The sequence below is a fragment of the Nitrospirota bacterium genome, from assembly GCA_016212185.1.
In the GTDB taxonomy this organism is placed as follows: Bacteria; Nitrospirota; Thermodesulfovibrionia; order UBA6902; family DSMQ01; genus JACRGX01.
The window spans coordinates 19,088-32,936 of sequence record JACRGX010000101.1; the positions used below are offsets into that span (position 1 = coordinate 19,088).

At 45.5% G+C, this 13,849-nt stretch carries 11 protein-coding genes and 1 riboswitch; of the genes, 4 read left to right on the plus strand and 7 right to left on the minus strand.

Annotation, left to right across the window (positions count from 1 at the left end; genetic code table 11):
- Positions 1-96 precede the first annotated feature (96 nt).
- Positions 97-3,477 (plus strand): molybdopterin-dependent oxidoreductase, encoded by a 3,381-nt coding sequence (locus tag HZA10_11545; protein ID MBI5196936.1) that lies wholly within the window; start codon positions 97-99, stop codon positions 3,475-3,477.
- 247 nt (positions 3,478-3,724) lie between these two features.
- A complete protein-coding gene (locus tag HZA10_11550) occupies positions 3,725-4,600 on the plus strand; it encodes a cysteine protease (GenBank protein ID MBI5196937.1) in 876 nt (291 codons plus the stop codon).
- 79 nt (positions 4,601-4,679) lie between these two features.
- Here the strand turns inward: HZA10_11550 and thiC are convergent, their stop codons facing one another.
- The 7 genes from thiC to htpX form a co-directional block, all read right to left on the minus strand.
- On the minus strand, positions 4,680-5,963 hold the full coding sequence (gene thiC / locus HZA10_11555) for a phosphomethylpyrimidine synthase ThiC (protein MBI5196938.1): 1,284 nt from the start codon (positions 5,961-5,963) through the stop codon (positions 4,680-4,682).
- Between the two features lie 317 nt (positions 5,964-6,280).
- Positions 6,281-6,994: a thiamine phosphate synthase gene (thiE, locus tag HZA10_11560; protein MBI5196939.1), complete on the minus strand. Its 714-nt coding sequence runs from the start codon at positions 6,992-6,994 to the stop codon at positions 6,281-6,283.
- Positions 6,995-7,187: 193 nt separating this feature from the next.
- Positions 7,188-7,958, minus strand: a complete 771-nt coding sequence (locus HZA10_11565; protein MBI5196940.1) for a thiazole synthase — start codon at positions 7,956-7,958, stop codon at positions 7,188-7,190.
- Between the two features lie 319 nt (positions 7,959-8,277).
- Entirely contained in the window at positions 8,278-8,478 is a 201-nt protein-coding gene (gene thiS, locus HZA10_11570; protein MBI5196941.1) for a sulfur carrier protein ThiS, read from the minus strand.
- Positions 8,479-8,662: 184 nt separating this feature from the next.
- Positions 8,663-9,988: a [FeFe] hydrogenase H-cluster radical SAM maturase HydG gene (gene hydG, locus HZA10_11575; protein ID MBI5196942.1), complete on the minus strand. Its 1,326-nt coding sequence runs from the start codon at positions 9,986-9,988 to the stop codon at positions 8,663-8,665.
- 39 nt (positions 9,989-10,027) lie between these two features.
- A riboswitch (TPP riboswitch) is annotated at positions 10,028-10,157 on the minus strand.
- Between the two features lie 27 nt (positions 10,158-10,184).
- Positions 10,185-11,411, minus strand: coding sequence for a CofH family radical SAM protein (locus tag HZA10_11580; protein MBI5196943.1), 1,227 nt, complete (start codon positions 11,409-11,411; stop codon positions 10,185-10,187).
- 120 nt (positions 11,412-11,531) lie between these two features.
- On the minus strand, positions 11,532-12,374 hold the full coding sequence (gene htpX, locus HZA10_11585) for a zinc metalloprotease HtpX (protein ID MBI5196944.1): 843 nt from the start codon (positions 12,372-12,374) through the stop codon (positions 11,532-11,534).
- Positions 12,375-12,681: 307 nt separating this feature from the next.
- On the opposite strand from htpX, the gene trxA reads away from it, so the two are divergent.
- Together trxA and trxB are read left to right on the plus strand one after the other, a co-directional pair.
- Entirely contained in the window at positions 12,682-13,008 is a 327-nt protein-coding gene (gene trxA / locus HZA10_11590; GenBank protein ID MBI5196945.1) for a thioredoxin, read from the plus strand.
- An 8-nt stretch (positions 13,009-13,016) separates the two neighbouring features.
- The coding region (trxB, locus tag HZA10_11595) for a thioredoxin-disulfide reductase (protein ID MBI5196946.1) at positions 13,017-13,849 on the plus strand (833 nt) is incomplete at its 3' end.

Here is a 13,849-nt window from a genome sequence, read left to right on the forward strand (position 1 = left end):
AACTGGAAACTAAGAACTGAGAACTGGGAAATAACCGTACAGCAGAGAGTTTTTACTTCTTAGTTCTTAGTTCTCAGTTTCTTCTTAAAACAATCTATGAGCAGACAAAAGCATTATGCAATGCTGATTGACCTCAGAAGGTGTGTGGGCTGTTACGCCTGCCAGATTACATGCAAGACAGAATATAACATTCCGGTTGGGACCTCCAGATGCAGGGTAGAGATATTTAAGTCAGGCAGTTACCCTGATATTAAAAAATTTTTTCTTCCGCGTCTCTGCAATCATTGTGATAACGCGCCGTGCATTGAGGCATGTTCAGAAGACGCATTGTTTAAAAATAATGACGGGGTGGTTGAAATCCGGCGTCCCAACTGCACCGGCTGCGGACAGTGCCGTGAGAAATGCCCTTACAATGCAATTGAAATTGACGCCAGCGGCAGGGCTGAAAAATGCGATTTCTGCCATCAGCGGATACTCAGCGGATTATCGCCTATATGCGTACAAAGCTGTATGGGCAAGGCAATAATCTTCGGCGACATAAATGATAAGAAGAGCGGGATTTATTCAGCCCTGAAGAAAAATCAGATAAAGGTCTTAAATCCAGAACTCGGCGCAGGCCCCTCGGTGTTTTATATTTCCGGAGTCAGCATTGAGGGCAGTCCGCTTAAAGAGTATCAGCAGACAAACGGCAGGCATGCGCGCAGGGTCTCAAAAAAGAGCGAACCTCACGCTGAAGTTCAGACGCAGGGCGCTGAGACAGAGTTAATCTATACCTCAGATGTAATGTGCCCTTCTGAATGCGGCACATCCGTCCTTGTTGAAGACGGCATTGCGAAAAAAATTTACGGCAATCCGCACTCTCTGATAAACAACGGCGCATTCTGCGCAAAGGGCGCATCAGGGCTTCAGCTTACATACTCGCCGCATAGGATTAAGACTCCGCTTATCAGGGCAGGGCAAAGAGGCGAAGATAAATGGAAGCCGGCGACATGGGATGAGGTTTGCGATTATATTGCAAAAAAATTGATAGACATTAAGAAAAAATTCGGGCCTGAGAGCGTATTTTTTGACGGCGGCGACGTCACTGACAGAGAGGCGTACAACAGGCTGTTTCATGCATTCGGCACTCCGCACACCTACAATCACGGAAGTATCTGCGACCCTAACCGCAAATGGGGGCAGAAGATTATGGCAGGTGATGAAAGGCTCCTGCCGGACCTCCAGAGACCTGTTTTAATAAGAGACGAAGAAGGCAGGATGCACCTTAAAAAAACTCATGACATAAAACTGCTTTTGCATGCAGGGGTCAATCCGTTTGTTGCGACAAGGTTTAACTATATGTCTGCAGGCATCACTGCTGCCCGGACAGAGAATAAATGTATTTACATAGCGGCTGACCCGTCTTATACCAACTCCGCCGCACTTTCTGATATGTGGCTGCCGATAATACCGGGCACAGACGCAGACCTCTTTGCCGCAATGCTTCATTACATCATAAAAAATGACGCTCAGGATAATTCTTCAAAGAAATACATTGACTACGAATTTTTAGAAAACTACACAGACGGCTGGGATGAATTTAAAAAGTCGTTTTTGTCATACGCCGGGCAGACAGACCCGTCAAACGGCATGAATTATTTTTCGCTTGAATGGGCTGAGGAAAAAACCGGAATTGCAAAACAAAAGATAGCGCAGGCGGCGCACCTTTTTGGAATTACAAAGCCGGCGGCAATTGAAATCGGGATGCACGGCACAGCTCATCACACAAACGGGGATGTAACCTCCGTGCTTATGATGGCCCTTTGCGCCGTCACAGGCAACATGGACAAACCAGGAGGACTGGTCTTCATTGACTCTCAAAAGGTAAAAAAGGGGTTACGGACTTCAGGCGCAGAGTTTCTTGAAAAGACCGTTGTCAGAAAGATAAACGGCAGGGATGTGTCCGGCAGGCTGTCCGAACTTCACAAGGATTTTTACGGTGATTATCCTGCCGCATGGAAAGGAGTGCTCTCAGATCTGCCTGCGAAAATAAGAGAAGGCGTGAGACTAAAGCACGGACCGTTTAAGGGATATGACTATCCTGTAAAGGCATTGTTCGTAAGGGCGGGAAACCCTGTTATTACCGCAGGCAATACCGCAGACTGGATTGATGCGCTGACAATGAAGGATAAAACCGCAAATGAGACACATCCCTCCTCGCCCCTGCCTACCGGTAAGCAGGGGCGAGAGGGATGCGAGAAACATTATCTGCTTGATTTAATCGTCTTCATTGACACCCATATCACTGTCACAGGCAAATATGCGGACTTCATACTTCCTGAGGCCGGTTTTCTTGAGAGAATGGGGCTCAGCGACGTCTACACAATGAGCCCTGAGGTTGCAATAAGAGACCAGGTCATAAAGCCCCTGCATGAATCAAAGACGCAGTTTGAAATAATGTGCGCCTTATCTGATGCGCTGATAAAAAACGGCGACCCTGATATCAAGACCGGGGATTTTAATGGGAAATACAAAGACGAAGAAGATTTTATAAATGATATCTTAAGAGATGCGCCCGGATTTTATAATATAGGGGAACCGCTTCCATACCCCGACCTTCCTCACGGCGCATTGATAACCGGAGCGCCGGACAACCCCACGGTCCTGTGGGGGAAAAAACTAATCAAAAAGGGAGAACCGGTTACTGTAAAATGGCTCAGGGAGCATAACGGAGTGGCTGTTTGGCCTGCAAGTTATTACAGGTACAAAAAAGACGACGGTGCGCCTTCAGGGATTTATCCAAAGACAGACTCAAAAAAATTTGAATTTCATTTTAATTATCTTAAAAACTTTAACAGGAAATTCGGCACAAATTATCCTCTGACTTTTTACTGGTCAGAATGCAGGTGGAATCCCAAAAATCCTGAATACAAAAATATCAGCAAAAAATATCCATTCCAGTTGATAAGCGGAAGGGTTCATCAGGCCATGACAATGACACAGGTGTGCCCTTATCTGTCAGAAACAGAAACAGAGTGCATGAAACCGATGAATGATGAATTTACATACTCAATGCCTGATTTTTCTGCCATTACACATAATGCCTGCCTACCGCCTGCCTGTCCGGTAGACAAGGACAGGCAGGCATCACGCATTACGGATTACAAATTCAAGGCTGACACCGTATCAATACCTATACTTGCATTCAATACAAAAGACGGTAAAAAGCTCGGTATAAAGACCGGAGATATTGTGACTCTTGAGAACCCGCTTAAAAAAACAATCAGAGGCAAGGTCTATCTTACGGAAGAAATAATGCCCGGAGTAATAAAAACTGCCTTTGGCCCCGGCGGGCAAAAGGCGTCAGGCGTGGGATTTCTAAATCATACCGCGGAATATACCCCGAATATCAATGAACTCTTTGATCCTGAAAACCTTTCGCCCTTTACCGGAATGCCCGGCTTCGGGGATATTATGGTAAGGGTGATGAAGGAATAAACCCTCACCCCAAAATCCTCCGTAATGATATTGAGCATAAGGCATATCAACCTTCAAAATCTCTCTAAAGCAACAATGATTATTAGATGCCATACTGCAAAACATATTAAGATTTTCCTAAATAAATTTATGCATGTTTCAAGTTGCAGTATGGCATGTTCAGCGGTGTTGCAATAGAGTTTTTTCAGGCAGACATGCCTTATGATTTTTGCGGCTAAATTTTTTAATAAAATAATAAGGAGGGGTTATGTGCAATACTTATGAAAAATTGGGAATGGGGTGGCTTCCGGATTATCCTGATTTCAGGGACTACACTGAGGGACATGACGAGATTAGCAATGCGCTTAAACCAACGCGCATCCTGCGGTCAGGGGTAAAAATACCTTCTTCCATGGACCTCAGGCAGTGGTGCTCGCCTGTAGATAACCAGCTAACCATCGGCTCATGCACTGCTCATGCCGGCGTTGGGATGGTGGAGTATTATGAGAAAAGGGCCTTTGGTAAATATATTGACGCCTCCCGTCTTTTCCTCTACAAAACAACGCGCAACCTCCTCCACTTTTCAGGCGACACAGGCGCATTTCTAAGAAGCGCAATGGGCGCGCTTGTGCTCTTCGGAACACCGCCTGAAGAATACTGGCCGTATAACACCGCTGACTTTGACAAAGAGCCGACTGCATTCTGCTATGCCTTTGCACAGAGTTATCAGGCAATAAAATATTTCAGGCACGACCCTTCTGCAACGCCAAAGGACGTTTTGCTGGACCGCATAAAAAAATATCTTTCGTCGGGACATCCGTCAATGTTCGGCTTTGCGGTTTACAGTTCCATAGAGCAGTCGGTAAAGACAGGGCAGATACCGTTCCCATGCAAGGGCGAAAAAATAGCAGGCGGGCATGCGGTCGTGGCAGTGGGCTATGACGATAAAATGAAGATAAAAAATACAGACGCCTGCGGAAAGGAAATCAGAGGCGCACTGCTTATCAGAAATTCATGGGGCGCAGGATGGGGAGAAGCGGGCTACGGATGGCTTCCTTATGAATATATATTAAGCGGGCTTGCAGAGGACTTCTGGTCCATCACAAAAAAGGAATGGATTGACACAGGAGAGTTTACCAAGTAAGAAAATGAATCGGGGGGACTAAAAAATAGTCGGCTATTCACGGGATATTTTTTGTGGAATAAACTATTTATCTGAAAAACTACCGCATCCTGAGCGCCTTTTCAACGGTCTTGATTGCGCAGAATTCTCCGCACATACTGCAGACCTCTGATTCCTGCGGAGGGATCTCTGCTCTCCACTGCCGTATCTTTTCGGGATTAAACGAAAGCCCTATCTGACCGTTCCAGTCCAGCGCCTTTCTCCTCTTTGCCATTTCTATGTCAGGACTCATGGCGCCCTTAACGCCTTTTGCAATATCTGCAGCATGCGCCGCTATCTTTGATGCAATGACGCCTTCTTTGACATCTTCAAGATTTGGAAGCCGTGTATGCTCTGACGGCGTTACATAACAGAGAAAGTCAGCGCCTGCCGCACCTGCCACTGCGCCTCCGATGGCTGCCGCAATGTGGTCATAGCCCATTGCAATGTCCGTGACAATGGGTCCAAGCACATAAAACGGCGCGCCCTTGCAGATTTCCTTCTGGATTTTTACATTAAGCTCAACCTGATTAAGCGGGACATGCCCCGGTCCTTCAATAATTACCTGCACCCCTGCCTGAACCGCCCTGTCCCTTAACTGCCCAAGCGTCAGGAGTTCATCCAATTGTGTTGCATCAGTGGCATCGGCAAGGCATCCGGGGCGCGCGCCGTCGCCCAAGCTTAAGGTAAGGTCATATTTCTTTGCAATCTCAAGCAGCCTGTCATAATTTTCATAAAGCGGGTTTTCCCTGTCATTATAAATCATCCACTCAAGGAGGAATGCCCCTCCGCGGCTGACGATGTCAAGTATCCGGCCTTCGTTTCTTAATGCCTCAATGGTCTTTCTCGTAAGCCCGCAGTGCACGGTTACAAAGTCAACACCCTGTTCCGCGTGCTCTTCAATGGCAGTGAAAAGATTGTCAACGCTCATCCTGGCAATAGAGCCTTTTGTCTCAACGGTATTTACCACTGCCTCGTATATCGGGACCGTTCCAACCGGGATGGAGGATTTTCTTAAAAGCAGTTTTCTTATGTCTTTAATCGGCCCGCCTGTTGAAAGGTCCATGACCGCATCAGAGCCGTATTGGATAAGCACGTCAAGCTTCTGCAGCTCGTCGTCAATAGACACCATGTCTTTGGATGTCCCGATGTTTGCATTGATTTTTGTCTTAAGCCCCCTACCTATCGCAACAGGCGCAATGTCGTGGTTAATGTTCCTTGCAATAACCGACACGCCTTCTGCAATATCTTCAGCTAACATCTCAGGCGCAATGCCTTCTGATGCCGCTGCCTTTTTAACCTCTTCTGTGATTATTCCTTTTTTTGCAAGCTCAATTCTTGTCATCTTTTCCTCCTAAATATTTAGAATGCGCAGGGTATTCACCTTGAGCGGATTTTTTCGCTGAAAGCGAAAACCTCGGAGTCACGATACTTCGGGACGAGAATGAGCAAAAGGTGAGTACCCTGTGCATTCCTTTCTTAATGTTAAATATTAATAATTCCCAATGCCTCAGCCTTCCGAATTCATAAGGCATATCTGCCTGAAAAAGCTCTATTGCAACACCTTTTAACATGCCATGCTGCAACTTGAAACACACATAAATTTATTATAGGAAAATCTTAATATGTTTTGCAGTATGGCATCTAATAATCATTGTTGCTTTAGAGAGATTTTGAAGGCAGATATGCCTTATGAATACTTCCTATTACCTTAATCATCTCCTTTGTTTTCCCCCTTATATCCTCTGCCCTGAAAATCTCTGATATCACTGCAACCCCGTATGCGCCTGCATCTTTTAATTCGCTGATTTTATTAAGTTTCACCCCGCCGATTGCAAAAACCGGAATCTTTATTTTTTTTGCAGTCTTTTTTAATGTCTCTCTGCCGAGCGGTGCGCCGTATTTTAATTTTGACGGGGTTCTGTAAACCGGCCCGAAGGTTATAAAATCAGCTCCCTTTTTTTCCGCCTCCACCGCCTCTTTTAAAGAATGCGTTGAAACCCCGATTAAAAACCGTGATGCCTGCCTGTCCGGTAGGCAGGCGTGAACAACCTTTCTTACTGCATCCGCGGGGATGCTGTTTTGAGCAAGGTGTACTCCGTCAGCCCCGACAGCAAGCGCAATGTCCAGCCTGTCGTTGATAAAAAGTTTTGCGTTGTATTTTTTAGTCAATTCCCTCATTTTATACGTTAGTTTTAAAAGCTCCCTTGTGCCTAAATCCTTTTCCCTGAGTTGAATTGCCCTTGCCCCGCCTTTTAATGCCTCTTTAATGGCAGTGAATAGTGAACAGTGAACCTGCCTTGTCGGCAGGCAGGCAGTGAACAGTTTTCTATCGGTAATTAAATAAAGTCTAAAATCAATTGCTTTGTTACTCATATAGGATATAACATGGTATAGACTTTGAACGGATTTTTTTGCCGATAGTCAAATTTTTTATTAAAATATCAAGAGGCAAAAACCTCGGATGCCCCGATACTTCGGGGCAGAGAATGAGTGAAAAGTCTATACCATGTTATATCACCCATTGTTATATTATTCATCACCCTTCACTCTTAACTCTTCACTGTCTTTACAGCATTCCCTCAAACGGACTGCTTGCATTTGCATAGAGTTTTTTGGGCATCCTTCCTGCCTTGTACGCCAGCCTTCCTGCCATTACCGCAAACTTCATCGCTTCAGCCATTGCAACCGGGTCTTTTGCGCCTGCAATCGCTGTGTTTAAAAGCACGGCGTCGCATCCCAATTCCATTGCAATAGCAGTATCAGAGGCGGTCCCGACGCCCGCATCAACAATTATCGGGACCTTTGCCTGCTCAAGAATAATTTTTATGTTGTACGGGTTTCTTATGCCAAGCCCTGAGCCGATGGGCGCCGCAAGAGGCATGACAGCGCTTGCGCCTGCATCCACAAGCCTCAAAGCCATTACAGGATCATCATTTACATAAGGAAGTACCATAAACCCCTCCTTTGCAAGAATCTCCGTTGCCTTGAGCGTAGCGCAGACATCAGGGAACAGGGTCTTTTCATCGCCTATGACCTCAAGCTTTATAAGGTCAGAGATTCCTGCCTCCCTTGCAAGTCTTGCATATCTTAAGGCATCTTCCATTGTATAACAGCCTGCCGTATTGGGCAGGATTTTATATTTTTTAGGGTCAATGAAATCAAGCAGGTTTCCAGATTTCCTGTCAAATATATTCACCCTTCTTACCGCAACTGTCACGACATCTGCGCCTGCCGCTTCTATTGCCCTTTGTGTTTCTTCAAAGTTCTTATATTTTCCCGTTCCAACCCAGAGCCGGGATTTAAACTCAATGCCCCTGATTATCAATTTATCTTCCATATGTACTCCTTCTGACTTTATTACTTATATTAAGAAAAGATTCCGGACAAGTCCGATGCGGATCTCCGCGAGGAGTCGCTACGACCGGAATGACTCGTTTTTAACTTTCAACTTTTAACTATTAACTTATAACCTGCCAGAGGCAGGCAAGCTCTTAACTCTCCCTGATGCACCGGATATTCTTCTTGAGCGGATTTTTTTGCCGATAGTCAAAAATTTTATTAAAATAACCAGAGGCAAAAACCTCTCCCGACAATTCGGGACGATACTTCGGGGCAGAGAATGAGCGAAAGAAGAATATCCGGTGCATCTCAACCCATCATCCTCCTCCTACAAAATTCACAATCTCCACCGAATCGCCGTCACGAAGGACCTGAGCATGAAAATCGCATTTCTTGACAATCTTCATGTTCACCTCAACAGCGACCCTCGCAGACTTAATCTTCAAGCCCTGCAAAAGCCCTGAGACAGTAATATCATCCTGAAATTCTGTTATATCGCCGTTTAGTTTAAGTTTCATAGAAAAATCGTAAAAAGCATATATGTCCGAAAAACTTTAAGGCAACACCTTTAAGTCATGCTGCCTTTTGCAAATAGTTCAAAAGCAAATACTTAAAACTTTTTGTAGCATGACTTATAATAATAATGTTGCTTGCTTAAAGTTTTGGGGGTATGTATGCTTTTTACTCTCAACCCTTAACTTATTACACATGCAAATCCCTTTTCCCCTGTTCAATTAACTTAAATTTCTCAAATATCCCGTTGCCTATTTTCTCAGCCTCCTCTTTAAGCCTTTTTGTCAAAAGCCCCCGCACATTGTCTGACGCATAATCCTCCACATATTCCTTAAGCGTAAGCAGTGCATTTTGCCGGCACAGGTTTTTAATGGTCTGCCCCTCTGCAAGCTCTCTGAATTTCTCACCGCTTCTTCCTTCCCTGTAACAGGCAGTGCAGAGGCTCGGAATAAGTCCGAGGCTTGCGATAGCGCTCATCACCTCATCAAGACTTCTTTTGTCTCCTATTTCAAACTGCGCAGTATCGCTGTCATTCAGGTAACCCAAGGGGCTGGTCCTTGAACCTGCGGACACCTGCGATGCTCCGGTTAAAAAAAGTTCGTCCCTGAGTTTTGCAGGCTCTCTCGTAGTAATCACAATGCCTGTGTAGGGAAGAGAGAGGCGGTAAATTGCAACTATTTTTTTAAAATCATCGTCTGAAACCGTATGTTTTGTCCCTGTAAATCCCGAGCCTTCCGCAGGCTGAAGCCTCGGCGCTGAAAGCGTGTGCGGACCAAAGCCGTATTTTCTTAATAACCTGTTGCTGTGCGCAATTAAAGCCCACACATCCCATCTCCAGTCATAAATGCCGAGAAGCACTCCCATTCCGACATCCTCAAAGCCCGCCTCTATTGCCCTGTCTATGACATTAAGCCGCCATTGATAATCGGATTTTGGGCCTGACGGATGCAGAGTCCTGTATGTTGGGATATGGTATGTCTCCTGAAAGCACTGATAAACGCCTGTGCCCGAAGCCTTGAGCCTTTTGAAATCTTCAACACTCATGGGCGCCGCATTGACATGCAGTATCCTTATGTCTGTGTTTTTGTAGATTGCGCTGATAATTGTCTCAAGGTAGTCAATGCCTGATAATTTCGGATGCTCGCTCGTAACAAGTAATAGCCTCTTATATCCCCTGCCGGCAAGCAGGGACGCCTCTTTAAGCGCCTCCTCAATGCTCAGGTTTTTTCTTTTTGCCTTTTTGTTCCCAATTCTAAAACCGCAGTACAGGCAGTCGTTTATACATTCATTTGAAAGATATAGCGGGGCAAAAAGCACTATTCTCCTGCCATAGACTTTTTCCTTGACCCTGCGGCTAACGTCAAAGACCTCATCCCACAAATCCTTTCCGCTGAGATTTATCAGGAATGAAACATCCCTGAGGCTTAATGCGTGCAGGTTCAGGGACTTAGCAAGGATATCTCTGAGGAGATGCCTGTCATTTGCTGCTAAACTGCTTTTCGTGATGGTATGCAAACAAAAAAACCGCATCCCCTGTCATTGCTCATAGAAAAGAGATACGGCATCCTCCTTTTCCTCCGCCGGCATTACCCGGTTCAGGTTCAATGGGTCTCTCCCGATTTATCGGGGGACTCTCAGGCATACCCGGCATTTATGCGGATATTCGCCTCCCCAGGGTAGATTTAAGTATAATGCTGTCCGGGTAATTGTGTCAAGCAGACGCACCTGGTCTGTAAAACGAATCCCTCTCAACAGGCTGTTTGTCTGCTTTTTGGATTAAATTTATCAGCTCATCTTTGGTCATTGCACTGCCTGAGAGTGCGCCTGCTGAATGGGTAATTCTTTCTTCAATTACAGTGCCGTCAAGGTCATCCGCGCCAAAAAGGAGCGCAAGCTGGGCAATTTTTTCGCCGAGCATTATCCAGTAAGCCTTGATGTGGGGGAAGTTATCAAGGAAGATCCTTGATACGGCAATTGTCTTAATGTCATCAATGCCTGAAGTAAAACGGCTGGGATTAGGGGTTTGGAAAGATAGGGATTGGGGTTTGGGGGTTTGGGGGTTGGAAGTCATTCTATTACTAATCCCTAATCCCGAATCCCCAACTGCCAGTTCTGTGTTCATGGGGTGAAACGCCAACGGGATAAATGCCTGAAACCCTCCGGTTTTGTCCTGAAGCTCCCTTAGTTTAAGCATGTGTTCAACACGGTGCCTGTATGTCTCACGGTGTCCGTAGAGCATTGTTGCATTTGATTTAATGCCTGCGCTGTGAGCCTTTTCCATAATCTCAAGCCATCTTCTGCCTGTGATTTTTTCAGGGCATATTTTATTTCTAACATCTGAATTGAATATCTCAGCCCCTCCGCCGGGCATGGAGCCAAGCCCTGCATTTTTTAATGCGGCAAGGACAGAGGCAAGGCTTAGACCGCTTATCTTTGAAAAATAATCTATCTCAACCGCAGTAAAAGCCTTTATGTGAATGTCGGGAAAGTTCTTTTTAACATCTCTGAGCATTTCAAGATAAAAATCAAAAGTCCAGTCAGGATGAAGCCCGCCGACAATGTGAACCTCTGAAAGACCGTGAGACGTAAGGGGTGTAAGGCGTAAAGCGTGAGACGTGAGACGTCCTGTGATTCTCTTATCTCCTGACTCCTGTGCTCTGAGCTTTTTAATAATCTCTTTAATCGTCAGCTCATATGCGCCTTTTTCACCTTTTGAGCGGCTGAATGCGCAGAACTTACAGCGGTTGACGCAGATGTTTGTGGGGTTTATGTGATGGTTGCGGATAAAATAGACTTTGTTCTTATTTTTTTTGCGGGCAATGTACGATGCAAGCCTGCCAATGGTGAAGATATCATCGTTTTGAAAAAGCGTCAGGGCATCATCAGAGGTCAGACGCTTTCCGGAGAGGACTTTGGCTTCAATTTTATTAAGGGACATAATTAAGAGTATAAGAGGGTTCAAGGATTCCAGCGGTCAAGGGGTCAAGTGAAGGTAACAATCAACAATATCATTGCATTACTTGAACCCTTGAATCCTTGACCCCTCGAACCCTGTCTTTCACAGCGTCATGCTTTCAAGCCTTGCAATCCTCTCTTCCATGGGCGGATGCGTGCTGAAGAGCTTTAAAAGCCCTCCGCCTGAAAAGGGATTTACAATAAACATATGCGCCGTGGCAGGAGTTGCCGTCTGAAGGGGTATCCTCTGGGATGCCATATGCAGTTTTTTAAGCGCATTTGCAAGGTTCCTCGGGTTGCCGGCTATCCTTGCGCCTCCGGCATCTGCCAGGTATTCCATTGAACGGGATATAGCCATCTGAATAAGCATTGCCGCAATAGGACCTACAATCATCATTACCAGCGCTGCAAAAGGACTCCCGCCCTCATCATCATCGCTTCTTCCGCCGAATATCATGGCCCACTGCGCCATCTGCGCAAGATAGCTTATTGCGCCGGCAATTGTAGCCGCAATCGTGCCTATCAGAATATCCCTGTGTTTTACATGAGCCAACTCATGGGCTATAACGCCTTCAAGCTCCTCACGAGTCAAAATATTCATTATCCCTCTCGTGACGGCGACTGCCGCATGTTCAGGATTTCTTCCTGTGGCAAAGGCATTGGGCTGGTCTCCTTCAATTATATAAACCTTTGGCAAAGGAATCTCCGCCCTCTGCGCAAGCCTTCTTACAATTGAGAAAAGCTCAGGGGCATCGTTTTCCCTTACTTCCTTAGCGCGGTACATTTTAAGCACAATCTTATCGCTGAACCAGTATGTAACAAGGTTCATCACAAGGGCAAACATAAGCGCCATGGTCATGCCGGACCTGCCGCCAAAAGCAGCGCCTGCCCATACAAGGATAAGCGTAAGCATAACCATAAAAAACATTGTCTTCATTGTATTCATTGTGTTACCTCCGTTTTATCAGTTGCAAATCAATGTTAAAAATAACATAAATTTTCATCGTAAATCAAGCCACCCCAGCCAGCCTGATGTCAAAATTTCTCTGATTCTCTTTTTGCCCATTTATCCGTCATTCCAGCGCAGGCGGAAATCCAGTATTTAAAGGTTTTGGTTCCCCCGATTAAATCGGAGGACAACGTCTGGATTCCATAACAAGTACGGAATGACAATAGAGAAGGTTCATTGACAAAACCCCTTGCAAAGCAATATAATTTACTAAATCTCTACTTAAGTTAAGGAGGATGCAGGGATGTCTGAGAATATTACAAATGTAAATGCTGAGTCTTGGGATAAAGAGGTTGTTCAAACACTGGGAATTGTCATGGTTGATTTTTGGGCCACATGGTGCGGCCCATGCAAGACAATAGCTCCCACAATTGAAGAATTAGCCAAAGAATATACAGGCAAGGCAAAATTTGTAAAAGTTAACACGGATGAAAACCCTGACCTTGCAAGCCGTTATAAAATTACCGGTATTCCGACACTCATCTTTTTTAAAGACGGCCAGCCAAAGGAACAGGTAGTCGGGGCAGTGCCAAAGGCTCACCTCAAGACAAAATTAGACTCCCTCCTTTAATAAATAAAATGCTTTGGGATGTCATAATTGTTGGCGGAGGCCCTGCAGGCCTTACTGCAGGGCTTTATACTTCAAGGGCGCGGCTTAAAAGCCTTCTTGTTGAAAAGGCCTTTGCCGGCGGTCAGGTCACAACCACAGAATGGATTGAAAACTATCCTGGTTTTGATGAGGCTGTCTCCGGCATTGAACTTTCCCAGCGGATGGAAAAACAGGCAAAAAAGTTCGGACTTGAGATTATTCAAGGCAGTGTCCGGGAAATTTCAATAGACGGCAAGATAAAAAAGGTGCTGTTTGAAAACGGAGAAGCTTATGAGGCAAAGAGCATAATCCTCTGCACAGGCGCAAACCCGAAGCCGCTGAATATTGACGGAGAGGAAAAATTTAGGGGCAGGGGAGTTTCATATTGCGCGGTCTGCGACGGTGCATTTTTTAAGGGCAAACGCCTGGCAGTCATAGGCGGCGGCAATTCCGCAGTTGAAGAGGCGCTGTTCCTGACAAAATTTGCCGAGATTGTTTATATAGTGCACAGGAGGGACCAGCTAAGGGCTGAAAAAATTATACAAGAGCGGGCCTTTTCAAACCCTAAGATAAAACTCATCTGGAATTCTGTGCCGGAGAAAATAGACGGGGATGATACCGTTACCGCATTATTTCTTAAAAATGTAAAGACCGGTAAAAGCGCAAAGCTTGATGTCGGAGGCGTCTTCGTTTACGTCGGCTATAATCCTAATACAGAGCTTCTTAAAAATATCGCTGCGCTGAACAAAAATAATTACATCATCACTGATGATGCAATGGCAACATCACAGCCGGGCTTTTTTGCGGCAGGCGATGTAAGGCA